Annotated in this window: 18 protein-coding genes, 5 tRNA genes and 1 pseudogene; 15 read left to right on the top strand and 9 right to left on the bottom strand. The window is 74.4% G+C overall.

All coding sequences use genetic code 11. The features are described from left to right. Window positions 1-17 precede the first annotated feature (17 nt). From ACEXOX_RS11115 to ACEXOX_RS11090, 6 genes and pseudogenes are all read left to right on the top strand, one after another. Entirely contained in the window at window positions 18-878 is an 861-nt protein-coding gene (locus tag ACEXOX_RS11115; RefSeq protein WP_406520239.1) for a MetQ/NlpA family ABC transporter substrate-binding protein, read from the top strand. A gap of 193 nt (window positions 879-1071) precedes the next feature. Continuing rightward, window positions 1072-1707 carry a GNAT family N-acetyltransferase gene (locus ACEXOX_RS11110; RefSeq protein WP_406520237.1) on the top strand — a complete coding sequence of 212 codons (636 nt, stop codon included), beginning with the start codon at window positions 1072-1074 and terminating at the stop codon, window positions 1705-1707. A gap of 320 nt (window positions 1708-2027) precedes the next feature. Next, window positions 2028-3242 (top strand): precorrin-6y C5,15-methyltransferase (decarboxylating) subunit CbiE, encoded by a 1215-nt coding sequence (gene cbiE / locus ACEXOX_RS11105; protein ID WP_406520235.1) that lies wholly within the window; start codon window positions 2028-2030, stop codon window positions 3240-3242. 237 nt (window positions 3243-3479) lie between these two features. Then, entirely contained in the window at window positions 3480-7574 is a 4095-nt protein-coding gene (gene cobT, locus ACEXOX_RS11100; protein ID WP_406520233.1) for a nicotinate-nucleotide--dimethylbenzimidazole phosphoribosyltransferase, read from the top strand. Between the two features lie 233 nt (window positions 7575-7807). Further along, entirely contained in the window at window positions 7808-9031 is a 1224-nt protein-coding gene (gene cobA / locus ACEXOX_RS11095; RefSeq protein ID WP_406520231.1) for a uroporphyrinogen-III C-methyltransferase, read from the top strand. Window positions 9032-9076: 45 nt separating this feature from the next. Next, window positions 9077-9918, top strand: a pseudogene (locus ACEXOX_RS11090) (TrmH family RNA methyltransferase). 166 nt (window positions 9919-10084) lie between these two features. Here the strand turns inward: ACEXOX_RS11090 and ACEXOX_RS11085 are convergent. Beyond that, complete coding sequence (locus tag ACEXOX_RS11085) at window positions 10085-11443, bottom strand: serine/threonine-protein kinase (RefSeq protein WP_406520229.1); 1359 nt, start codon at window positions 11441-11443, stop codon at window positions 10085-10087. A gap of 197 nt (window positions 11444-11640) precedes the next feature. Here ACEXOX_RS11085 and ACEXOX_RS11080 point away from each other — a divergent pair, with 197 nt between their 5' ends. The 4 genes from ACEXOX_RS11080 to ACEXOX_RS11065 all read left to right on the top strand — a co-directional run bounded on the left by ACEXOX_RS11080 (window position 11641) and on the right by ACEXOX_RS11065 (window position 13970). Further along, window positions 11641-11901 (top strand): hypothetical protein, encoded by a 261-nt coding sequence (locus ACEXOX_RS11080; protein WP_030017271.1) that lies wholly within the window; start codon window positions 11641-11643, stop codon window positions 11899-11901. 201 nt (window positions 11902-12102) lie between these two features. Then, entirely contained in the window at window positions 12103-12309 is a 207-nt protein-coding gene (locus ACEXOX_RS11075) for a hypothetical protein (RefSeq protein ID WP_406520227.1), read from the top strand. Window positions 12310-12517: 208 nt separating this feature from the next. Next, window positions 12518-13618 carry a phosphotransferase family protein gene (locus ACEXOX_RS11070; RefSeq protein WP_406520225.1) on the top strand — a complete coding sequence of 367 codons (1101 nt, stop codon included), beginning with the start codon at window positions 12518-12520 and terminating at the stop codon, window positions 13616-13618. A 64-nt stretch (window positions 13619-13682) separates the two neighbouring features. After that, window positions 13683-13970 (top strand): zf-TFIIB domain-containing protein, encoded by a 288-nt coding sequence (locus tag ACEXOX_RS11065; RefSeq protein ID WP_406520224.1) that lies wholly within the window; start codon window positions 13683-13685, stop codon window positions 13968-13970. Between the two features lie 79 nt (window positions 13971-14049). On the opposite strand, the gene ACEXOX_RS11060 is transcribed toward ACEXOX_RS11065, so the two are convergent. The 5 genes from ACEXOX_RS11060 to ACEXOX_RS11040 all read right to left on the bottom strand — a co-directional run bounded on the left by ACEXOX_RS11060 (window position 14050) and on the right by ACEXOX_RS11040 (window position 14528). Beyond that, a tRNA-Val gene (locus ACEXOX_RS11060) sits at window positions 14050-14121 on the bottom strand. A 34-nt stretch (window positions 14122-14155) separates the two neighbouring features. Further along, a tRNA-Val gene (locus tag ACEXOX_RS11055) sits at window positions 14156-14227 on the bottom strand. Window positions 14228-14274: 47 nt separating this feature from the next. Continuing rightward, window positions 14275-14346, bottom strand: a tRNA-Val gene (locus ACEXOX_RS11050). Window position 14347: 1 nt separating this feature from the next. Further along, window positions 14348-14421 (bottom strand) — tRNA-Cys (locus ACEXOX_RS11045). Window positions 14422-14455: 34 nt separating this feature from the next. Continuing rightward, a tRNA-Gly gene (locus tag ACEXOX_RS11040) sits at window positions 14456-14528 on the bottom strand. Between the two features lie 177 nt (window positions 14529-14705). Here ACEXOX_RS11040 and ACEXOX_RS11035 point away from each other — a divergent pair. The 3 genes from ACEXOX_RS11035 to ACEXOX_RS11025 all read left to right on the top strand — a co-directional run bounded on the left by ACEXOX_RS11035 (window position 14706) and on the right by ACEXOX_RS11025 (window position 17465). Then, window positions 14706-15710, top strand: coding sequence for a chorismate-binding protein (locus ACEXOX_RS11035; RefSeq protein WP_406520223.1), 1005 nt, complete (start codon window positions 14706-14708; stop codon window positions 15708-15710). Window positions 15711-15774: 64 nt separating this feature from the next. Further along, the gene (locus ACEXOX_RS11030) at window positions 15775-16599 is read left to right on the top strand and encodes an aminotransferase class IV (protein WP_406520222.1); all 825 of its coding nucleotides are present in this window, start codon (window positions 15775-15777) and stop codon (window positions 16597-16599) included. A 35-nt stretch (window positions 16600-16634) separates the two neighbouring features. Beyond that, the gene (locus tag ACEXOX_RS11025) at window positions 16635-17465 is read left to right on the top strand and encodes a GNAT family N-acetyltransferase (RefSeq protein ID WP_406520220.1); all 831 of its coding nucleotides are present in this window, start codon (window positions 16635-16637) and stop codon (window positions 17463-17465) included. Between the two features lie 36 nt (window positions 17466-17501). Here ACEXOX_RS11025 and ACEXOX_RS11020 read toward each other — a convergent pair whose 3' ends face one another. Continuing rightward, window positions 17502-18026 (bottom strand): DsbA family protein, encoded by a 525-nt coding sequence (locus ACEXOX_RS11020; protein WP_406520218.1) that lies wholly within the window; start codon window positions 18024-18026, stop codon window positions 17502-17504. A gap of 219 nt (window positions 18027-18245) precedes the next feature. Between ACEXOX_RS11020 and ACEXOX_RS11015 the strand changes: the two genes are divergently transcribed. Together ACEXOX_RS11015 and ACEXOX_RS11010 are read left to right on the top strand one after the other, a co-directional pair. Then, window positions 18246-18710, top strand: coding sequence for a hypothetical protein (locus tag ACEXOX_RS11015; protein ID WP_406520216.1), 465 nt, complete (start codon window positions 18246-18248; stop codon window positions 18708-18710). A 264-nt stretch (window positions 18711-18974) separates the two neighbouring features. Further along, window positions 18975-19136, top strand: a complete 162-nt coding sequence (locus ACEXOX_RS11010; RefSeq protein ID WP_406520215.1) for a hypothetical protein — start codon at window positions 18975-18977, stop codon at window positions 19134-19136. Between the two features lie 45 nt (window positions 19137-19181). Here the strand turns inward: ACEXOX_RS11010 and ACEXOX_RS11005 are convergent, their stop codons facing one another. Together ACEXOX_RS11005 and ACEXOX_RS11000 are read right to left on the bottom strand one after the other, a co-directional pair. Beyond that, the gene (locus tag ACEXOX_RS11005) at window positions 19182-19748 is read right to left on the bottom strand and encodes a CGNR zinc finger domain-containing protein (RefSeq protein ID WP_406520213.1); all 567 of its coding nucleotides are present in this window, start codon (window positions 19746-19748) and stop codon (window positions 19182-19184) included. Window positions 19749-19985: 237 nt separating this feature from the next. Then, complete coding sequence (locus tag ACEXOX_RS11000) at window positions 19986-20399, bottom strand: SsgA family sporulation/cell division regulator (protein WP_003987206.1); 414 nt, start codon at window positions 20397-20399, stop codon at window positions 19986-19988. Window positions 20400-20456 lie beyond the last annotated feature (57 nt).

The raw sequence follows: 20456 nt of genomic DNA, 5'->3' as shown, positions 1-20456 counted from the left end.
AGATAGGGGCACTCTTCGTGCGTACCACCCGCAACATCACCGTGGCCGTCGTCGCCGCGGCAGCCGTCGCCCTCGGCGCCGGCGCCTGCAGCGCGCCATCCGACGTCTCCTCCTCCGGAGGCAAGAAGGCGGACAGCAGCGCGCCGCTGACCGTCGCCGCCAGCCCCACCCCGCACGGGGCGATCCTCAACTTCGTCCGCGACAAGCTCGCGGCGAAGGAAGGGCTCAAGCTGGAGGTGAAGGAGTTCAACGACTACAACCTGCCGAACAAGGTCACCGAGGACGGCCAGGTCGACGCGAACTTCTTCCAGCACAAGCCGTTCCTGGACACCTACAACAAGAAGAACGGCACCCACGTCGTGCCGGTCGTCAACGTCGCCATAGAGCCGCTCGGCGTGTACTCGAAGAAGGTCGAGAAGCTCTCCGAGCTGCAGCCCGGCAACACCGTCTCGGTGCCCAACGACCCGTCCAACGAGGGCCGCGCGCTCAAGCTGCTCGCCGACAACGGCGTCATCACCCTCAAGAAGGGCGTCGGCTCCGACGCGAAGCTGACCGACGTCGAGGACGCCAAGGGCATCAAGCTCACCGAGCTGGAGGCCGGCCAGGTCGCGCCGCGCCTGGCCGACGTGGACGCCGCCGTCATCAACGGCAACTTCGCCATCGGCGCCCAGCTCAAGCCCTCCACCGACGCGCTCGCCCTGGAGAAGGCCGACGGCAACCCGTACGCCAACTTCCTGGCCGTCAAGAAGGGCAACGAGGACGACCCGCGGATCAAGAAGCTGGCGAAGTTGCTGAACTCGCCCGAGGTCAAGAAGTTCATCGAGGACAAGTACACGGACGGCTCGGTGATCCCGGCCTTCGGCGCGCCCCAGAGCTGATCGCCGTCACCGCAGGTCAGCACCGTAGGGACGGTCGAGTCCGGCAGACGACGGGCCCCGGAGGCGCTCCGTGCGCCACCGGGGCCCGCGTGCGTGGCACATCCCCGGTCGGATGCTGCATCCTGGTGCACTCAAGACGGTCAACAGGGCCCGAACTTCGGAGCAGCACGGTCAACGGCGTTGGAGCAGCGGCATGACATCCACCTTTCCGGACATCTCCATCAGCACGGATCGGTTGGTGCTTCGCCCTTTCGAAGAGGCCGACGTGCCCGCGCTCACCGAGATGATGAACGACGAGCTGACCGCCGCCTGGACGGCGCGGCCGCAGCCGTACACCACCGACACCGCCCGTGACTGGGCCACCCGCCGGTCCGCCGCGGTCCGCACCGAAGGCCGCGGCATCGCCTTCGCCGTCACCGAGTTCCTCACCCAGCGCCTCGTCGGCACGGTCGAACTCGACCGCACCGACTGGCGGATCCTGAGCACCGAGATCGCCTACATCACCGCCCCCTGGGCGCGCGGCGAGGGCTACGCCTCCGAATCCGTCCTCGCCGTCGCGCAGTGGCTCTTCAGGGACCAGAAGTTCGAACGGGTCGAGCTGCGCACCGCCGCCGACAACACCGCCGCCCAGCAGGTGGCCCAGAAGGTCGGCTGCATCAGCGAGGGCGTGCTGCGCAACGCCTGGATAGCCCGCTCGCGCACCGAGGACGGCGGCTGGGCGGACATCCGTACGGATCTGATCGTGTGGAGCCTGCTGCCCGAGGACCTCGACGGCGTACCGGGCCGGATGGCCGACGCCAACGGCTTCGCCTATCCCGAGTGGCACTGAGACGGTCCGCGGGGGCCGTTCGCCTTGTGCCGGGGCCCGTCCGCCGGGGTCCGTCCGGCGGGGTCCGTGCGGCGGGAACGGCCCGGCGCCCGCGCCGGCGGCCCGCGCGACCGGGCGGTTCCGGCCACCGGCGCCCCGGCCCGCTTCCCTGTGGTCCGGACCTCTCGGGGTAGTCTCGGCCTGCCCACAGGACGCCGTGACCGGCTGACCGCCGCCGCGCGAGGCGCCCGGCGGGTGCGCGGGAGTTCCGCGTCCCGCGGCTCCGCCCCGTAGTGCCCCGCCCTGTTCCGTAGCAAGCGAAGTTCAGGAGACTGACGACGATGGCCGACCGGGTCACGGTGATCGGGTGGGACGGTTCGCCGTTGACCGCCGCCGCCCGCTCCGCCCTCGGCGCGGCCACCCTCGTGGCCGGCGCCGCCCACCACCTCGCCCTGCCCGAAGTGCCCCCGCACGCCGAACACGTCCGGCTGGGCAGTGTGGGCCTGGCCGCCCGCCGCATCGCCCAGCACCGCGGCACCGCCGTGGTGCTCGCCGACGGCGACCCCGGGTTCTTCGGTGTCGTACGGACCCTGCGGGCACCCGAGCACGGCCTGGAGGTCGAGGTGGTGCCCGCGGTCTCCTCCGTCGCGACCGCCTTCGCCCGCGCGGGGATGCCCTGGGACGACGCCCAGATCGTCGTCGCCCACAGCCGCGACCTGCGACGGGCGGTCAACGTCTGCCGCGCGCACACCAAGGTCGCGGTGCTCACCGCGCCGGGCGCCGGGCCCGCCGAACTCGCCCTGCTGCTGGACGGCGTCCACCGCACCTTCGTCATCTGCGAGGAACTGGGCACCGCGCGCGAGCAGGTGACGGTCCTCACCTCCGACAAGGCCGCCGACCACGTCTGGCGCGACCCCAACGTCGTCATCGTCGTCGGCGGGGCCAACGCCGCCACCCAGGGCAGCGGCTGGCTGGCGGGGCGCGACGTCGCCTACCCGGCACCGCCGCGCGGCTGGGGACTGCCCGCACAGGCGTACGGCGGCGTCCTGGACGAGGGGGAATCCGTCCAGCTGCGCAGCGCCCAGCTCGCCCGCCTCGGACCCCGGCCCGGAGACCTCCTCTGGGACATCGGCGCGGGCAGCGGCGCCGCGGCCGTCGAGGCCGCGCGCTTCGGCGCCGCCGTCATCGCCGTCGACGCCGACCCGGACGCCTGCGAACGCACCGCGGCGGTCGCCCGCCGGTACGGCGTTCAGCTCCAGGTCGTCCAGGGGCAGGCGCCCCAGGTGCTGGAGGACCTCCCGGAACCGGACGTCGTACGGGTCGGCGGCGGGGGAGCGGCCGTGGTCACCGCCTGCGCCGCCCGCCGCCCCGAGCGCATCGTGACGCACGCGTCGACCCGCGACGAGGCCGAGGCGATCGGCCGTGCGCTGGCCGACGGCGGCTACGAGACCGAGTGCGCGCTGCTCCAGTCCGTCGAACTGGACACCTCCGCCTGGGTCGAGCGGGAACGTGCCGTCGTCTTCCTGCTCAGCGGCTACCGGGTTGCTCACCCGTGACCCGGCCCGCGACCGGCGCGGGGTAGGCTGGCGGATCGTTGCGCCGCCGCCCCACGTTCGGTTTCGTACGCCAATATCCGGAACATGCTGTGACTTTGGCCGTAAATGAAGCACTCAAGGGCGGACGTGCCGCGAGGCGCGCTCGCTCGTTCTAGCTATAGGGGCGGTCGGCGCGCCGCGGTGGAGCGCGTCGCACGAGCGGTTGGAAGGAGCACTACCAATGGGCGAGGGGTACGCATGACCGACACCGGCCAGGTCCCGGGCGAGGGACTGCCGGAGAACGCAGGCGGACAGCCCGGACAGCCGCAGCCGGCGGCCGTTCCCCCGCCTGCCGAGGCCGGCCCGACGCAGCCGCCGGGGACGCCCCAGGCGCCCGACGCGTACACCTTCCCCGACCCCGCCGACGCGGGCACCGAGGACGACGACCTGCTGCTGATGCCGGGCGCCCAGGGCGCGTGGGGCAGCGAGCAGCAGCACCACCAGCCGCAGTACCCGCAGCAGGCCCAGCCGTCGCAGGCGGCGCCTCAGCAGACCGTGCCCGAGCAGGCCGGTCCGTACGACTCCGCGCCGCTCGGCGCCATGGCGTACGAGCCGGTGCCGCCGGAAGCCGGCGACCACGAGAGCGGTGGCCGCGACTCGGGCTCCGTCGACCTGGGCGGCGTACGCGTACCGCCGCCCGCCGCGCCGCAGCAGGCCCCCGCGTCGCCGCGCCGCCCCCTGCACATGGGCCCGCCGGTCCCCGACGCGAGCGGCGGCGTGGTCCGCTCGCTCGCCGACCGCGGCCCGGCCGGCGTGCCGCCGAGCATTCCGGTGCGCGGCAACCCCGGCCCGCCGACGACCGGCCCCGAATACCTGGACGTCGAGGAGGGCGCGCGGCAGCCGGAAGCCCCTGCCGCCGCTGCCGCTCCCGCCGCGCAGCAGGCGCCCGCCGAGGCCTACGCGGCCCCCGGCTCGGCACCGCTGCCCGGACCGCAGCTCGGCGAGATCCCCGTACAGATGCCCGCGCAGGTTCCCTCCTGGGACAGCGCTCCGGCGCAGGCGGCCCCGGTGGCGCCGGTCGCCGCTCAGGCCGCCGCCGCGGTCCAGGCCGTTCCGGACGCGGCCACGGCCGCCGGGGTGGCGCCGGCTCCGGAAGCAGGCGAGGCGCCGGTCGAGACGCCGGTCGAGACGCCGGTCGAGACGCCCGTCCTGGATGCCGCCGTGGCTGCAGAATCGGTCGATCGCGGTGCTGAGGAGGCTGCGGGGGCTGGTGTGGTGTCGGCTGAGGTGACGGCGGAGACGGCTGATGTGACGGCTGAGGTTCAGTCCGAGGTGGCCGGAGCCGTCGCCCCGGCAGCGCAGCCGGAGGCCGTACGGGAAGGCGCCGAGGGCGAGCCGGAGGCCGCTTCGGAGGAGGCTGCCCCAGAGAGGGCTGCCCCGGAGGCGGACGCCGACGGCAGCGAGCAGGCGGCGGAGGCCGCGGCGGGGGAGCCCGTGGCGGCGGAAGCCGTGACGGCCGAGCCCGTGGTGGCGGAGCAGCAGGCACCGGCCGACCAGGTCGCGCCTGCTGACCGGACCGCGCCTGCCGACCAGGCCGCCCCCGCCGAGCAGCCCGTACCGGCCGAGCAGTCGGTCCCGGAAGCCGAGGGCGCGCAGCCGGTGGAGCCGGTCCAGGACGTGACCGCCGCCGGCGGGACGACGCACGCCACAGGCACGGCCGACGGCGCGCAGCCCGCGGAGCCGGCCCAGGTGCCGCAGCCCATACAGGTCGCCGAAGAGGCACCGGCCGCCCAGGCCGGGACGCCCGCGGCAGCCCAGGAGACGGCCGCCCCGGCCGCCGGGCCGGCGGAGAGCGCCGCCGAGGCCGAGGACACCCCGGCCGTGACGGCCACCGACGCACCCGGCGCGGAACAGCCCGCAGCCCCCGTGGAGGCCGAGGCCGAACCGGCCGAGGGCCCGAACGCGGTGGAGCAGGCCCCGGCCGTAACGGAGCAGAACCAGGCCGTGGCGGAGCAGAACCAGGCCGTCGCCCCCGCGTCCGACGTACCGCGGGCGACCGCTGCCCCGGCCGAGGAGCCGCAGGCCGCCGACGCGGCACCGGTCGTGCCGGAGGCGGTCGCCGAACAGCAGTCGGCCGACGGGACCGAGACGGCTCCCGTCGCCGACGCGCAGGCCCCGGCCGCCGAGGCCGTCCCCACCGACGCCGAGCAGGCCCCGGCCGTACCGGAGCAGCAGGCCCCCGAGGCTCACGCCCCCGAGGCCCGGAGCCCCGAGGAGACGGCCCGGGCCGCCGAGCAGGCTCCGGCCGCTCCGGTGGTGGAGGAGGCCCAGGCGACCGAGGCCGTCCAGGCCGGAGCGCCGGAAGGCGACGACCAGCCGGCCCCGGAGCAGGACGCCTCCGAACTCGTCCAGCTCGGCGACGACCAGGACGGCGACGACCAGGACGGTCCGAACACAGTGCACGCTTCCGACGCCATGCCCGCCCCCGCGGACGCTCCCCAGGAGCAGCCCACCGAGGCACCCGCCGCGGAAACCGGCACGGACACCGGCCCGGCAGCCGGCACGGAAACCGCCGCGGAGCCCGGGGCCGCCCCCGCCGCACCGGCCGCGCCCACCACCCCTCCGGCCACCGGCTACGACGACGCCGAGCGGGCCGCCGTGCACCGCGTCATGCGCGAACGCCGCGACATCCGCAACGGCTTCCGCCCCGACCCCATCCCCAACGAGGTGCTGCTGCGCGTCCTGGAGGCGGCCCACACCGCCCCCAGCGTCGGTCACTCCCAGCCCTGGGACTTCGTCGTCATCCGCTCGCAGGAGACCCGGGAGCGGATGCACCAGCTCGCCTCGGCGCAGCGCGAGGCGTACGCGAAGTCGCTGCCCAAGGCCCGCGCCAAGCAGTTCCGCGAGCTGAAGATCGAGGCCATCCTCGAAACTCCGGTCAACATCGTGGTGACCGCCGACTCGACCCGCGGCGGCCGTCACACCCTCGGCCGTCACACCCAGCCCCAGATGGCCCCGTACAGCTCCGCCCTCGCGGTGGAGAACCTGTGGCTGGCGGCCCGCGCCGAGGGCCTGGGCGTCGGCTGGGTCAGCTTCTTCGACGAGCGCGAGATGGTCCGCGAGCTGGGCCTGCCCGACCACCTGGAGGTCGTCGCGTACCTCTGCGTCGGATTCGTCGACGAATTCCCCGACGAGCCCGAGCTGATGCAGGCCGGCTGGGCCAAGCGCCGCCCGCTGTCCTGGGTCGTCCACGAGGAGACGTACGGCCGCCGCGCCCTGCCCGGCGAGGCGCCCGCCGACCTCCTCCAGGAGACTCTCCAGGGCATCCGCCCGCTGGACGCCAAGGCGCTCGGCGAGGCGTGGGAGCGCCAGAAGCGGATGACCAAGCCCGCGGGCGCCCTCGGCATGCTGGAGATCATCTCCGCGCAGCTGTGCGGCCTGTCCCGCAAGTGCCCGCCGCCGATCCCGGAGCCGGCCGCCGTCGCCGTCTTCGCGGGCGACCACGGTGTGCACGCCCAGGGCGTCACCCCCTGGCCCCAGGAGGTGACCGCGCAGATGGTCGCCAACTTCCTGGGCGGCGGCGCGGTCTGCAACGCCTTCGCCAACCAGGTGGGCGCCGAGGTCTGCGTCGTGGACGTGGGCGTGGCCGCCGACCTGCCGACCACCCCGGGCCTGCTGCCGCGCAAGATCCGGCCGGGCACCGCCGACTTCACCGTCGGGCCCGCGATGAGCCACGAAGAGGTGCTGCGCGCCCTCGAAGTGGGCATCGAGACCGCCCGCGACCTGGTGGCCGCCGGCAACAAGGCGCTGATCACCGGCGAGATGGGCATCGCCAACACCACCACCTCGGCCGCCCTGATCTCGGTCTACACCGAGACCGACCCCGGCGAGGTCACCGGCCGCGGCACCGGCATCAACGACGAGACGCACGCCCGCAAGGTCGACGTGGTCCGCCGCGGCCTGGAACTGCACCGCCCCGACCCCGCCGATCCCATCGGCGTCCTCGCCGCGGTCGGCGGCCTGGAGCACGCGGCGATGGCCGGCCTGATCCTCGGCGGCGCCTCGCTGCGTACGCCGGTCATCCTGGACGGCGTCAGCGCCGGAGCGGCCGCCCTGGTGGCCCGCGCCATCGCCCCCGAGGCGCTGGCCGCCTGCATCGCCGGGCACCGCAGCGCCGAGCCCGGCCACGTCGCCGCGCTCAACAAGCTCGGACTGCGCCCGCTGGTCGACCTCGACCTGCGGCTCGGCGAGGGCACCGGCGCCCTGCTGGCGCTGCCCGTCGTGCAGAGCGCCGCCCGCGCCATGCACGAGGTCGCCACCTTCGACTCCGCCGGAGTCACCGAGAAGAGCTGACCGCCCCGGCCACCGGCCCGTTCCGGTGCCCGCGCATGACCCCCGGCCCGCAGCCACATAGGCTGTGGGCCGGGCCCGTACCCTCTCACCAGGTACGGGACCCCGGGGCGGCAGCCGCCCCGCACGCCAGCCGCTCCAGCGCCGCAGCGGCGAACGCGTCCCCGTTCCCCCGCCCGCGAGCGCTGCCCCGCACCACCAGCGCCCCGCGCCACCCCACAAGGAGCCGTACCGCCATGGCCGAGCATGCCGAACACGCCGCCTACCCCGTCGGACTGCGCCTGTCCGGCCGCCGCGTGGTCGTCCTCGGCGGCGGCCAGGTCGCCCAGCGGCGCCTGCCCTCCCTGGTCGCCGCCGGCGCCGACGTCCTGCTGATCTCGCCGTCCGCCAAGCCGTCCGTCGAGGCGATGGCCGACACCGGCGAGATCCGCTGGGAGCGCCGCCGGTACGCGCCCGGGGACCTCGCCGAAGCCTGGTACGCGCTCATCTCCACCGACGACCCCGAGGCCAACACGGCCGCCTCCCAGGAGGCCGAGGACCGCCGGGTGTGGTGCGTCCGCTCCGACGACGCCGAGGCCGCCACCGCCTGGACCCCGGCCACCGGCCGCAGCGAGGGCGTCACCGTCGCGGTGCTCACCGGCCGCGACCCGCGCCGCTCCGCCGCCGTACGGGACGCCATCGTCGAGGGCCTGCGCGACGGCACCCTCGCCGCCCCGCACCACCGTGCCCGCGCCACCGGCGTCGCCCTGGTCGGCGGCGGCCCCGGCGACCCCGACCTGATCACCGTGCGCGGCCGTCGGCTGCTCGCCGAGGCCGACGTGGTCATCGCCGACCGGCTCGGCCCCCGCGATCTGCTCGCCGAACTCCCGCCGCACGTCGAGGTCATCGACGCGGCGAAGATCCCGTACGGCCGGTTCATGGCCCAGGAAGCGATCAACAACGCCCTGATCGAGCACGCCCGCGCCGGCAAGTCCGTGGTCCGCCTCAAGGGCGGCGACCCGTACGTCTTCGGCCGCGGCATGGAAGAGCTCCAGGCCCTCGCCGAGGCCGGCATCCCCTGCACCGTCGTGCCCGGCATCTCCAGCTCCATCAGCGTGCCCTCCGCCGCCGGCATCCCCGTCACCCACCGCGGCGTCGCCCAGGAGTTCACCGTCGTCAGCGGCCATGTCGCGCCCGACGACGAGCGCTCCACCGTCGACTGGCCGGCCCTGGCCCGCCTGCGCGGCACCGTCGTCGTCCTCATGGGTGTCGAGAACAGCGGCGCCATCGCCGCCACCCTCATCGCCCACGGACGCGGCGCCGACACCCCCGTGGCCGTCGTCCAGGAAGGCACCACCGCGGCCCAGCGCCGGGTGGACGCCACCCTCGCCACCCTCGGCGAGACGGTACGGGCCGAGGGCATCCGCCCGCCCGCCGTCATCGTCATCGGCGATGTCGTGGCCGTGAACCCCGCGCACTGACCCGCGAAACCTCTCGCCGAACCTCACCGACAAGGCACCCATCCCGTGGCTGAGATCATCACCGTCGACGACCCGGACGACCCGCGGCTGAGCGACTACACCGGTCTGACCGACGTCGAACTGCGCCGCCGCCGCGAACCGGCCGAGGGCCTGTTCATCGCGGAGGGCGAGAAGGTCGTCCGACGCGCCGAGCACGCCGGTTACGCGATGCGCTCGATGCTGCTGTCCGCCAAGTGGGTCGACGTCATGCGCGATGTCATCGACGATGCCGCGGCCCCCGTGTACGTGGTCAGCCCCGCCCTCGCCGAACGCGTGACGGGCTATCACGTCCACCGCGGAGCCCTGGCGTCCATGGCCCGCAAACCCCTGCCGACGGCGGCCGAACTCCTGGCCCGTCCCGGCACCCGCCGCATCGCGGTCATGGAAGCCGTCAACGACCACACCAACATCGGCGCCATCTTCCGTAGCGCCGCCGCCCTCGGCATGGACGCCGTCCTGCTCTCCCCGGACTGCGCCGACCCCCTCTACCGGCGCTCGGTGAAGGTCTCCATGGGCGCGGTCTTCGCCGTTCCGTACGCCCGCCTGGAGAACTGGCCCCGCGACCTCGACGCGGTCCGCGCGGCGGGCTTCCCCTCCTGGCCCTCACCCCGGACGCCGAGGCCGTCCCCCTGGACGAGGTGGCTCCGCACCGCCTGGACCGCGCGGCCCTGCTGCTCGGCGCCGAGGGCGACGGCCTCACCCCTCAGGCGCTACGGGCCGCCGACACCTGGGTCCGCATTCCGATGGCCCACGACGTCGACTCCCTCAATGTGGGGGCGGCGGCAGCGGTGGCGTTCTACGCGGTGACGGCGGGGCGGGGGGATACGGGCGGCGCATCCACCCGGTAAGCCCCGACAGGTCCTGGTGGACGAGGTCAACCCCGCCAGGGCCCAGCCGACGGCCCCGCCGTCGGCGCCACGGCCGAGGAGGTCACCACGGACCGCTCGGCCCCCAGCCCCCGGGCCGGCCCCTGACACCCCTGCGCCGCCGCGATGCCCAACGCGACCAGCAGCGTCACCGTGATGAACACGGTGATCCGCTGGCGCAGCAACCGCCGGTCCGGCCCGGGCCTGCGCCCGCCGGGCGACGTCCGCGCGCCCGTACGAGGCGCCCGCGACGGACGAGAACCGTTACGTCCCGAGGTACGCGCCCCCGGTACGGACGGCCGCCTGACGCCACGGGGCTTCGGCGCGGCATCCCCGGGAGCGGCGGCTGCCGGCGCCTGCTGAGGCCGGCCCGGCGCGTTTCCGCGCCCCGCCGCACCCGCGCGGGGCGCCTGCGGACGCGGCGTCGGTGTGCCGGCCGGGCGCCGCTCCGTCCGCTGCCGCGCGTACTCCTCCGCGCGCTGGCCGGTCGGCCGGTCCGCCTGCGGCCGTACGGGTCTGGCCCGGGCCGGAGTGCTCCGCTCGGACGCGGCACCCCGCTCCGACGGCACCCCCGGTCCGGGGACGCGCCACGCTCGGACGACGGACCACGGCCGGCCCGCCCGCGCCCGGCCCCGCCGGGCATCCCCTCGCCGCCGGACCCGCCCGGCAGCGACAGCCCCTGCGCCTCCCGCGCGGCGATCTCCTTCAGCCGCAGCGACAGCGACAGCGTGGAGGGCCGGTCCGCCGGGTCCTTGGCCAGACAGGCCGCCAGCAGCGGCGCCAACGCGTCCGGGACGCCGCCCAGGTGCGCCTCCTCGTGGACGACGCGGTAGAGCATGACCTCCGAACTGCCCTGGCCGAAGGGAGAGTCCGCCGTGCAGGCGTACGCGAGCGTGGCGCCGAGCGCGAAGATGTCCGTCGCCGGGGTCACGGCCGCGCCGCGCACCTGCTCCGGCGCCAGGAACCCGGGCGAGCCGACCGCCGTACCGACGTGGGTGAGCGTGCTCGCGCCGGTGGCCCACGCGATGCCGAAGTCGATGATGCGCGGGCCCTTGGGGGAGAGCAGGATGTTGGACGGCTTCAGGTCGCGGTGGACCACGCCCGCGTCGTGCACCGCCAGCAGGCCCTCGGAGAGGGCGGCGCCGATCGAGGCGACCTGCGCCGGGTACAGCGGGCCCTCGTCGTTGACCTTGTCGTGCAGCGAGGGCCCGGGGACGTACTGCGTGGCGAACCACGGCCGGTCCGCGTCGAGGTCGGCGGCCACCAGCCGCGCCGTACAGCCGCCGCGGATCCGCCGCGCGGCCGACACCTCGCGGGCGAACCGCGAACGGAACTCCTGGTCCTCGGCCAGGTCCGGCCGGATGACCTTCAGAGCCACCCGCTGCCCGCGCTTGTCGGAGCCGAGATAGACCACACCCATCCCGCCCGCGCCGAGCCGCCGGTGCAGCCGGTACGAACCGACGACACGCGGGTCCTCGCGCCGGAGCCGCATCATCGCCATGTCCATCCCCGCTGCCCGGTCCCGTCTGACGAGGCACAGCTTACGGATTGACGGCTCGCTGTGCTGATAGGCCGCGCATGAGTCGGCAGCCGGATTGTCAGTGCACGGTGGGATCCTGAAAGAGCGGCAGGAATCCGGGCCCGGCGCGGCCCGGCCTGTCGCGCGTGCTCCCAATGATCCGTCGCGGAAGGGGGATTGGCGCGGTGAAAGGTGACCGAGTCGAGATCGTCGTGGACGCCGGGGACACGACCCGGACGTACGAAGTGGTGGCGAGCAGGGCGGGCCGCAGGGTCGAGACGGCGGTGCGCAGGGGAGTGGTGGAAGTGAGCGAAGTCACCCGCAGCGGCTCGGTGGTGCGGACGGCCCGGTTCATGGCCAGCCGGGTGCTGGCCCTGGTCGAGCACCCCGTGCCGCGGGCCGAGGAGTCCGAGACCGCCGCCGGGCGTGCGTCCCCTCCGGGATGACCCGGGGATCCGGGCCGGTGTCTCCACCCAGGGGAGTACGCGGCGCGGCGTACCGTCATCCTCCCGGAGGCCGTCCAATCGGTACGACGGCATGACGCCCCGGGCCCGCCGGTTCCCTAATGTTGGGTGCAAGCGGCGGGCGAACGCACTCGTCCCCCGAGGTCAGACGCCCGCCGCCCCAATTCGACGGGGAGCGGGACGATGGCAGACAGCTTCGGGCGCACGGCCGTCCGCACGCAAGGGCGCAAGGCCGCCTCGGCGTTCGGCGGGCAGCGTTCAGGTACCCGCCATCCACTCGTCGCGGTGGCCATGGTGCTGCCGCTGGCGGTCCTGCTCGCCGTGGTGTTCGGCGGCTGGGAAGCCGTCATGACACAGGCGTCGTCCGTGGCCGGAATGCTGGGGCGCTGAGGCGCCCCGGTCCTGGGAGAGCGGCCCGGGACGGGGGATCTTCCGGTCTACAACCCCGTGGGGACGGGGGTGCGGCGGACGGCACGAGTGGCCGGGCATCTGGGGAGATGCCCGGCCATCGGCCTGTCCGGGGCCCGGCCCCGCCCGGCGGCGTACGATCCCCGGCGAACCACTCCGTCCCGGCGAACCACTCCGTCCCGGGGGAACGATGTCCGCGACCGCGCCACGCCTCGCCTGCCTGGCCGCCCTGGCGGCCGAGGCCGATCCCGATTCCGAAGCTGATCCCGATCCCGATCCCGAACCCGATCCCGGTCCCGAAGCCGATCGCGGCCCCGAACCCGATCCCGGCCCCGTTCACCGCCCCACCCTCCTCGCCGACCGCCCCGACGCCACCCTCGTCCGCTGCGGGCGTGTCGTGGCCAAGGCGCACGCTCCCGACTGCGACCCGGACCGGCTGGCCGTCCGGCTCCGTATCGCCGCACACCCCGCGCTGCACGGCATCCTGCTGCCACCCCTGCCCCTCCCGCCCCTGCCGTCGCCAACAGTGGCCGGCTCCGGCGGCCTCCTCACGCTGTTCCCCGACGGCCGCCCCGCGACGCGCTGGCCGTACGGTCTGCCGGTCTCGCCGGACGCACCGGACGCCGCCCCCTGGGAGGAGACGGCCCGGCTGCTCGCCCGGCTGCACACCGTCGCGCCGGCCCGGCTGCCCGGCCCGGTCCCGCCGATGCGCGGCCCGGCGAAGGTCGCCTGTGCCCTGGCCCGTATGCGCGCCGCGACCACGCAGCCGGCTCCCGGAGCCGCCCCGCCCGCTCCGGCCCTCCGGCGCGCCGCCGCCACCGTCGAACGCGCCTGGACACGGCTGCCCCCATGGGCCCGGGACGCGGCCCCGCCGCCCCGCGCGACCGCCCTCTGCCACGGCGACCTCCACCTCGGACAGCTCGTCAGGCACCCCGTCCCCGACGGCCCCTGGCTCCTCATAGACATCGACGACCTGGGGCTCGGCGACCCGGCGTGGGACCTGGCCCGCCCCGCCGCCTGGTTCGCCACCGGGCTGCTGGTCCCCGCCGTCTGGTCCCGTTTCCTCGGCGCCTACCGGGCCGCCGGCGGACCCGCCGTACGCCCCCGCGGTGACCCCTGGCCGGAACTGGACACCCCGGCCCGCGCCCTGACGGTCCAGACCGCGGCGCTCGCCGTCGCCAAGGCCGTCGCGGAGGGCCGGCCGCTGGACGAGGACGAGTGGGCCGTCGTGGACGCCTGCGGCCGGATGGCTTGCGCCGGAACCGAGTTGGCGGACCGGGCGGAGCCGTAGGCTGAAAACGTCACCGCCGGACGGACGTTCCGGAGAGCCGTCCTCCTGACAGGAGATGAGCGCCATGCACTGTCCCAAGTGTCATGCACCGATGCAGACGTACAACCGCAACGGTGTGCAGATCGAGCAGTGCGCCGGCTGCCGGGGGATCTTCCTGGACTACGGGGAGCTGGAGGCGCTGTCCCGTATGGAGACGCAGTGGGCCCAGCAGGCCCCGCCGCCCCCGCCCGGCCCCCAGGCGTACCCGCCCGCCCCCGCGTGGGGCGCACCGCACCAGGGGCACTACGGCCACCACGGACACCACGGCCGTCACGGACAGCGCGGCTTCGGCCGGATGCTCTTCTCCTCCTGAGGCCCCGCGACGCGCCGGCCACGAGACGCCACAACGACCGAGGGCCGGAGCAAGAAGCTCCGGCCCTCGGCCTTCGGTGTGGACGATACTGGGATTGAACCAGTGACCTCTTCCGTGTCAGGGAAGCGCTCTCCCGCTGAGCTAATCGTCCTCGGGACCGCGGCCAGGGGCCGCGGGGTGCTGCGTGCGCGATACTGGGATTGAACCAGTGACCTCTTCCGTGTCAGGGAAGCGCTCTCCCGCTGAGCTAATCGCGCGGGTTCCGCCCTGCCCGAAGGCCGGGGGATCGGTCCTTGCGGACCAGTGGACGATACTGGGATTGAACCAGTGACCTCTTCCGTGTCAGGGAAGCGCTCTCCCGCTGAGCTAATCGTCCTTGGAGGTGGAGACGGGATTTGAACCCGTGTAGACGGCTTTGCAGGCCGTTGCCTCGCCTCTCGGCCACTCCACCAGGAGTGCGGGGGTCGGGAAGATCCCCCACTTCGAGCGGACGACGAGACTCGAACTCGCGACATCCACCTTGGCAAGGTGGTGCTCTACCAACTGAGCTACGTCCGCAGGTGCCTTTCCGGACCAGGTCCGGGGAGGAACCGCGTCTCCGTTTCGCTTCCGCGTCCCGGCGACGTGTTGAACTCTAGCGGATTCCTGGGCCAGTACAAAAACGCGTTTGTGCAGCGTGCTGCGCTGCGCGCCCGATCGGGGCGGGTGCCGGGCCCCAGCCATAGACTCGGTGGCGTGAACGACCTCCCTCCGCTGGCCCGTTTCGGCGGCCGTACAGCCACTGACCTGCGCGATGTCACCCGTGATCCGGAGGCCCTGGACTCGGCGGGGTGGTGGGCCGTGGTCGCCGACTACGAGGGCGGTCTGCTCTGCGCGCGCTTCGGGGACGTACGGGAGACCGGGGCGGCGCCCCCGCCCGACCCCGCCCGCTGGCGGGGCCCGGCCCCCGGGGACTGGCGCAGTTCGCTGGACCGCGCCGCCTACATCGAGGGCGTACGGCGCATACGCGCCCACATAGCCGCCGGCGAGGTCTACCAGGTGAACCTCTGCCGGATTCTCAGTGCGCCGCTGCCGGACCCCGCGCGCGCCGACGTCGACGCGCTGTCCGCCGTCCTGGCCCGCGGCAACCCGGCCCCGTACGCGGGCACGGTCCGCCTCCCCGCGCACGGTACCGAGGTCGCCACCGCCTCCCCCGAACTGTTCCTGCGCCGCGACGGACGCACCGTCGAGTCCGGCCCGATCAAGGGCACCGGCCGGGTGCCCGAGGACCTGCGGGACAAGGACCGGGCGGAGAACGTGATGATCGTGGACCTGGTCCGCAACGACCTCGGCCAGGTCTGCCGCACCGGCTCCGTCACCGTCCCGGCACTCTGCGCCATCGAGGCGCACCCCGGCCTGGTCCACCTCGTCTCCACCGTGCGCGGGGAGCTGGCGGAGGAGCACGAGAAGACCGGCTGGGCGGACCTCTTCGACGCCACCTTCCCGGCGGGCTCCATCACCGGCGCCCCGAAGCTCGCGTCGCAGCGCGTCATCGAGGAACTGGAGACCGCGCCCCGGGGTCCGTACTGCGGCGGCATCGGCTGGGTGGACGCCGACCGCGGCACCGGCGAGCTGGCGGTGGGCATCCGTACGTTCTGGATCGACCGCGCGGCCCCCGAGGCGCCGATGCTGCGCTTCGGCGCCGGAGCGGGCATCACCTGGGGCTCCGACCCCGAGGGGAGTGGGACGAGACCGAGCTGAAGGCCCGCAGACTGCTGGCGGTAGCGTCGGGCCTGCACGAGCCGAGCGGCGGAGGGACACGACCATGAAGATCTGGCTCGACGGAGAGCTGCGCGACGCCGAGGGCGCCCGGGTCTCGGTCCTCGACCACGGCCTGACGGTCGGCGACGGCGTCTTCGAGACGCTGCGGACCGTCGACGGGCGGGCCTTCGCCCTCACCCGCCACCTGGACCGGCTCACCTCCTCAGCCCGCGGCCTCGGCCTTCCCGCCCCCGACCTCGACGAGGTACGGCGCGGCTGCGCGGCCGTCCTGGAGGCCAACCCCGTACCGCTCGGGCGGCTGCGCGTCACCTACACCGGCGGCCTCTCGCCCCTCGGCTCGGACCGTGGCGAGGCGACCCCCACGCTGGTCGTCGCGCTCGGCGAGGCGCCGCGCCGCCCCGACACCACGGCCGTCGTCACCGTCCCCTGGACCCGTAACGAGCGCGGCGCGCTGGCGGGCCTGAAGAGCACCTCCTACGGGGAGAACGTCGTCGCGCTCGCCCGTGCCCGGGCGGCGGGCGCCTCCGAGGCGCTCTTCGGCAACACCGTCGGCCGGCTCTGCGAGGGCACCGGCTCCAACGTCTTCGTCGCCCTGGACGGCGTGCTGCACACCCCGCCGCTGTCCTCCGGCTGCCTGGCGGGCATCACCCGCGCCCTGGCCGTCGAGTGGACCGGCGCCAAGGAGACCGACCTGCCGCTGGACGTCCTGGAGTACGCCGACGAGGTCTTCCTGACCTCCACGCTCCGCGACGTGCAGGCCGTCACCCGGGTCGACGGACGCCAACTGGGTGACACGCCCGGACCGTTGACCGCCGAAACGATGCGGGTCTTCGCGGAGCGCGCCGCCGCCGACTTCGACCCGCGCTGATGACGTACGCCCGGAAAACCGGGTAGAAAGCCAGCGTGACCACTACGCTGCGCCCCGCCGGCCCCGAAGAACGTCGCGACGACGGCGGCCGGGCCCGTACGTACGAAGTCTGCGTCAACAGCCGCCCGGTGGGCCGGATAACTCTGGCCACCGACGCCCGCCTGGGCCTGTCCGCCGGGCGCATCGCGGACCTGCACATCGACGAACGCGACCGGCACCGCGGCCGGGGCACCGTCGCGGCCCTCGCCGCCGAGGAGGTGCTGCGCGGCTGGGGCTGCCGGCGGATCTCGGTGGACGTGCCGGCCGACGGGGAGCCGGCCCTGCGGCTGGCCGCCGCCCTCGGCTACACGGAGCACAGCCGCCGGATGCTCAAGGAGCTGACCTCGCCGCCCGGGCTCCCCGCGGGCAGCGCCGTCCGGCCGCTCGGCGCGGAGGAGTACCCGGCCTGGCTGGCCGCCGCGGTCACCACCTTCGTCGAGGCGTGGGTGGCCAACGGGATGCCGCGCGAGCGCGCGGCGGACAAGGCGGCGCGGGACCACGCGGCGCTGCTCCCGGACGGGCCGGCCAGCCCGCACCAGTCGCTGCGGGTGCTGACCCACGAAGGCACGGACGTCGGGACCGTCTGGACCACGACGTACCACCCGGCCCGGCCCGGCGGCTATGTCATGGACATCCGGGTGGTGCCGGAGCACCGCGGGCGCGGTCACGGCCGCTCGCTCATGCTGATCGCCGAGCGGGAGACCCTCGAAGCGGGCCGCACCGTCCTGGGGCTCAACGTCTTCGTGGACAACCCGCGGGCCCGCGGCCTCTACGAGACCCTGGGCTACCGGCCGACCGAGTACTCCCTGCACAAGCTCCTGCTCTGAGAGCGGGCAGCCGGGCGGGCCGGGCCAGGGGGCGGGTCAGCCCTGCTCGGCCAGCAGCCGGCCGGCGATCTCCGCGATGCGCTCGCGCAGGCCGTCCTGGCTCTTGCCGCCGTCCAGCAGCTCCCCGCCGATCGTGTACGTGGGCGTGCCGGTCACCCCGATCGCCTTGCCCTCCGCCTGATCCGCGTCGACGGTCAGCAGGTGCCGTCCGTCGATGAGCGCGGTGTCCATCTCCTCCGCGTCCAGGCCCAGTTCACCGGCGACCGTCAGCAGCAGCTGCTCACCCTTGGCGCCCAGCGCCTCCGTACGGGCCAGGACGGCCTCCACGAACGGCCAGCCCTCGCCCTGCTCCATGGCCTCCTCGGCGGCCTGGGCCGCGGCGTAGGCGTGCTTGTGCTTGGCCAGCGGGAAGTGGCGCAACCGGATGTCCAGCCGGTCCCCGAAGCGCTCGCGCAGGGCCCGCAGGTCGTCGAGCGCGGCGGTGCAGTCCGGGCACTGCAGCTCGCACCACACGTCGAGGACGACGGGGCGGGCGGAACCGGAGGTCGTGGCGTCGTTCATACGCCCAGTCTCCCAGCCCGCGGCGGCCCGGCCGAACCGGTACCCGCGGAGGAGCCGGACCCCTAGATGTCCCTGAGCCTGCTCCGGATCGTGGCACCGGGCGCCCGGGAGGAGGCAGGATGGAGGCAGAGCAGGGCAAGAGGGGCGTCGCGCTGCCGCCTCGCGGGAAAGCGGGCCGGGCGTGGCGGAGGACGAGAATCGATCGGCAGGAGGACCGGGATGCTGAGCTCGACCATCTGTACCGTGGTGTCGGTGGCGGGCCTGGGCATCGCCGCGCTGACCGCCTACCGCAAGCGCTTCCTGGCCGCGACCCGGATCGCGGCCGTCTCGCTGGTGCCCGTCGGCCTGGCGATGACCGGCGTGATCGACTGGCTGACCGGGGTGGTCTTCAAGCCCGTGGTCTGGGCGGGCTTCGGGGTGCTGGCCCTCTCCGTGGTCCTGTTCATGATCGCCAGGGTGGCCGAGCGGCACTCCCTCAAGGCCGGCGGCAGCCGCAAGGAGCGGCGCGCCGCGGCCCGGCAGCAGGGCCCGGCGGCGGTGGCGCCGAAGGCGTCCGCACCGTCGCTCGGCGCGGGAGCGCGGGCCGCGCAGCCCGCATCCCAGGCCCAGGGCCGGAGCAGGAGCGGCGCTCCGCAGGAGGACTTCTCCGACATCGAGGCCATCCTCAAGAAGCACGGCATCTGAGCAGTGCGCGGCATCATCCACAGAAGCGCGGCGACCGAGCCCCGAAGGGCGGGCCGCCGGAGCCGCTGAGCAGGCCACCGGGCCTGCCGGGAGAGCTGCCGGGGCCGCCGTACGGCAAGCGCCGCGCGGCCCGAGCGGGTGACCTCTCGGACACCGTAGCGATCACGGAAGTGCACGGGATCTGGTGAACTCGCGCCTCTGAGGGGTGATCCGGGCTTTTCCGCCTGATCATCTGCGTCATCATCGGCGCGAGATGAACGACGAGTGCGCCCTTGCCCGGGACCCCGCCGTCACAGCGGCGGACCCCCGGCCCCCGAACCGCGTGGCTGTCTTTACGCGTTGTCCCAGCCGCCGCTGATGCTCTTCCTCACCTTCATCGCCGTCCTGCTGCTCATCGGCGCCCTGCACGACCTCCTCGTCCTGTGAGGCCGGGCGAGGGGGCGACGGACCGGGCGGGCCCCGGCCGCACCGTCAGCGGGTGGCTTCGCGGCGGCGCGCACGGTACGCGGCGACGTGCAGCCGGTTGCCGCACGTACGGCTGTCGCAGTAGCGGCGTGAACGGTTGCGGGACAGGTCCACGAAGGCGAACCGGCAGTCCGGCGCCTCGCAGTGCCGCAGCCGTTCCCGCTCCCCGGCGACCACCAGGAACGCCAGCGCCATGCCGCCGTCCGCCGCCAGGTGCTCGGCGAGCGAGGCGCCCGGCGCGAAGTAGTGCACGTGCCAGTCGTAGCCGTCGTGGTCGGTCAGCCGCGGTGTGGTGCCGGCCGCCGCGACCAGGTCGTTGAGCCGCTCGGCGGCCGTACGGTCGTCCGGCGCCGCGAAGACTTCGGCGAAGCGGGCCCGTGCGGCCCGTACGGAGGCCAGGTCACGGTCGCCGAGCGTGCCCACGTCGCTGATCGCGTTCCGCGTGACGAACGCCTGGAGCGCCGCGAGGTCGGTCAGGCTGTCGGTGGCGCCGGGGGCGTCGCCCTCCGGGGCGGTGTTCAACAGGTCGACGACCGCGTCGAGCGCACACCGGGTGTCGTGGGTGATCATCACGGTTTCGCTCCCTGGCCGGGTGGGGTCGGACGGCGCCGCCCCGGTGTCCTTGCCGAATGGTCGCCGACTCTAGCGCGTCCAACAAGCCTCGGCGCCGTCTCCGCGGTGGGTCCGCGGCGACGGCGCCGGCTCGTGCCGTATGAACTTGTCGGTCCTGTGCCGTCGCCCCGAGTCGGACGGTGCAGGTGTGAGCGGTTCGGTGCGGTGGATGGCTGCGATGGGTTGCTGCGCCGCCTTTCAGTTCTCCGCGAGGATGTGGGAGAGCTCCGTGTCGAGATCGAAGTGCCGGTGCTCCGTACCGGGTGGAACCGCCGCGTCGGTCCTCTTCAGGAACGACTCCAGGGCCCGCGCCGGGGCTTCCAGGAGGGCCTCGCCTTCCGGGGAACTCAGGGCGATGCAGACAACGCCCTGTCCGTGGCTCCGGGACGGCCATACGCGGACGTCTCCGGTGCCCGTGGGCCGGTGCAGGCCCTCGGCGAGGAGGTCGCGGGCGAAGACCCACTCGACGGTTTCCTCGGCTCCGGTGTGGAAGGTCGCGTGCACGGCATAGGGATCCGCCGTGTCGTACCGCAGGCCCGCGGGTACAGGCAGTGACGACTCGCTCGACACAACGAGGCGCAGGTGCAGCTCGCAGCTGACCGTGGTGTTCATAAGCGCCAGGGCCTTTCGCTCAGTGTGCGCTCGGGGATTCGCACGTCGGCGAAATCG

This window comes from Streptomyces sp. Ac-502 (assembly GCF_045222935.1).
In the GTDB taxonomy this organism is placed as follows: Bacteria; Actinomycetota; Actinomycetes; order Streptomycetales; family Streptomycetaceae; genus Streptomyces; species Streptomyces monomycini.
Note: the sequence above shows the minus strand (reverse complement) of the source record. Positions and strands in the feature narration are given on the sequence as shown.

Coding starts and splice junctions, on each gene's coding strand:
- ACEXOX_RS11110 (WP_406520237.1), top strand. CDS start 1,072: ATGACATCCACCTTTCCGGACATCTCCATCAGCACGGATCGGTTGGTG.
- ACEXOX_RS11000 (WP_003987206.1), bottom strand. CDS start 20,399: ATGAACACCACGGTCAGCTGCGAGCTGCACCTGCGCCTCGTTGTGTCG.
- ACEXOX_RS11065 (WP_406520224.1), top strand. CDS start 13,683: ATGCACTGTCCCAAGTGTCATGCACCGATGCAGACGTACAACCGCAAC.
- cbiE (WP_406520235.1), top strand. CDS start 2,028: ATGGCCGACCGGGTCACGGTGATCGGGTGGGACGGTTCGCCGTTGACC.
- ACEXOX_RS11020 (WP_406520218.1), bottom strand. CDS start 18,026: ATGAACGACGCCACGACCTCCGGTTCCGCCCGCCCCGTCGTCCTCGAC.
- ACEXOX_RS11075 (WP_406520227.1), top strand. CDS start 12,103: ATGGCAGACAGCTTCGGGCGCACGGCCGTCCGCACGCAAGGGCGCAAG.
- ACEXOX_RS11070 (WP_406520225.1), top strand. CDS start 12,518: ATGTCCGCGACCGCGCCACGCCTCGCCTGCCTGGCCGCCCTGGCGGCC.
- ACEXOX_RS11015 (WP_406520216.1), top strand. CDS start 18,246: ATGCTGAGCTCGACCATCTGTACCGTGGTGTCGGTGGCGGGCCTGGGC.
- cobA (WP_406520231.1), top strand. CDS start 7,808: ATGGCCGAGCATGCCGAACACGCCGCCTACCCCGTCGGACTGCGCCTG.
- ACEXOX_RS11085 (WP_406520229.1), bottom strand. CDS start 11,443: ATGGACATGGCGATGATGCGGCTCCGGCGCGAGGACCCGCGTGTCGTC.
- ACEXOX_RS11030 (WP_406520222.1), top strand. CDS start 15,775: ATGAAGATCTGGCTCGACGGAGAGCTGCGCGACGCCGAGGGCGCCCGG.
- cobT (WP_406520233.1), top strand. CDS start 3,480: ATGACCGACACCGGCCAGGTCCCGGGCGAGGGACTGCCGGAGAACGCA.